Source organism: Bartonella sp. AP58NXGY (assembly GCF_042195785.1).
Taxonomy (GTDB): Bacteria; Pseudomonadota; Alphaproteobacteria; order Rhizobiales; family Rhizobiaceae; genus Bartonella.
Map to the genome: position 1 here is coordinate 342 of NZ_JBHIOY010000250.1, position 372 is coordinate 713.

Below are 372 nucleotides of genomic sequence, written 5' to 3' on the forward strand. Positions count from 1 at the left end.
AAAGTTTTTTAAGTTTGAAGATTTATGCCTTATTCAAAGCCTTTATCGTCCTTTTTCCAAGCAGTGGCTTTATTATAATCGTACCTTTAATGAAGTAATTTATCAAATGCCGCGTATATTCCCGACAAATCAAGCGGTTGAAAATAAGGTAATACAAATTACAGGTATAGGAGCAAAGAAAGAATTTTCTGTATTGATGACTAAAGCTTTGCCTAATTTAGATACAATTGAAAAAGGAAAATGCTTTCCACGCTATATTTACGAAGATACTGAATCTTTAAAAGATAAAAACAAGAAACAATCTCATTTATTTACAGAAGCAAACACAACAGCTGGTTTACAACGCCGTGATGCCATTACTGATGAGGGATT

The 372-nt window shown here is 32.3% G+C and carries 1 protein-coding gene; it reads left to right on the forward strand.

Features of this window, described 5'->3' with window-relative positions; genetic code table 11:
• On the forward strand, positions 1–372 hold a 372-nt coding region (locus ACFINC_RS10755; RefSeq protein WP_375617208.1), incomplete at both ends, for a type ISP restriction/modification enzyme.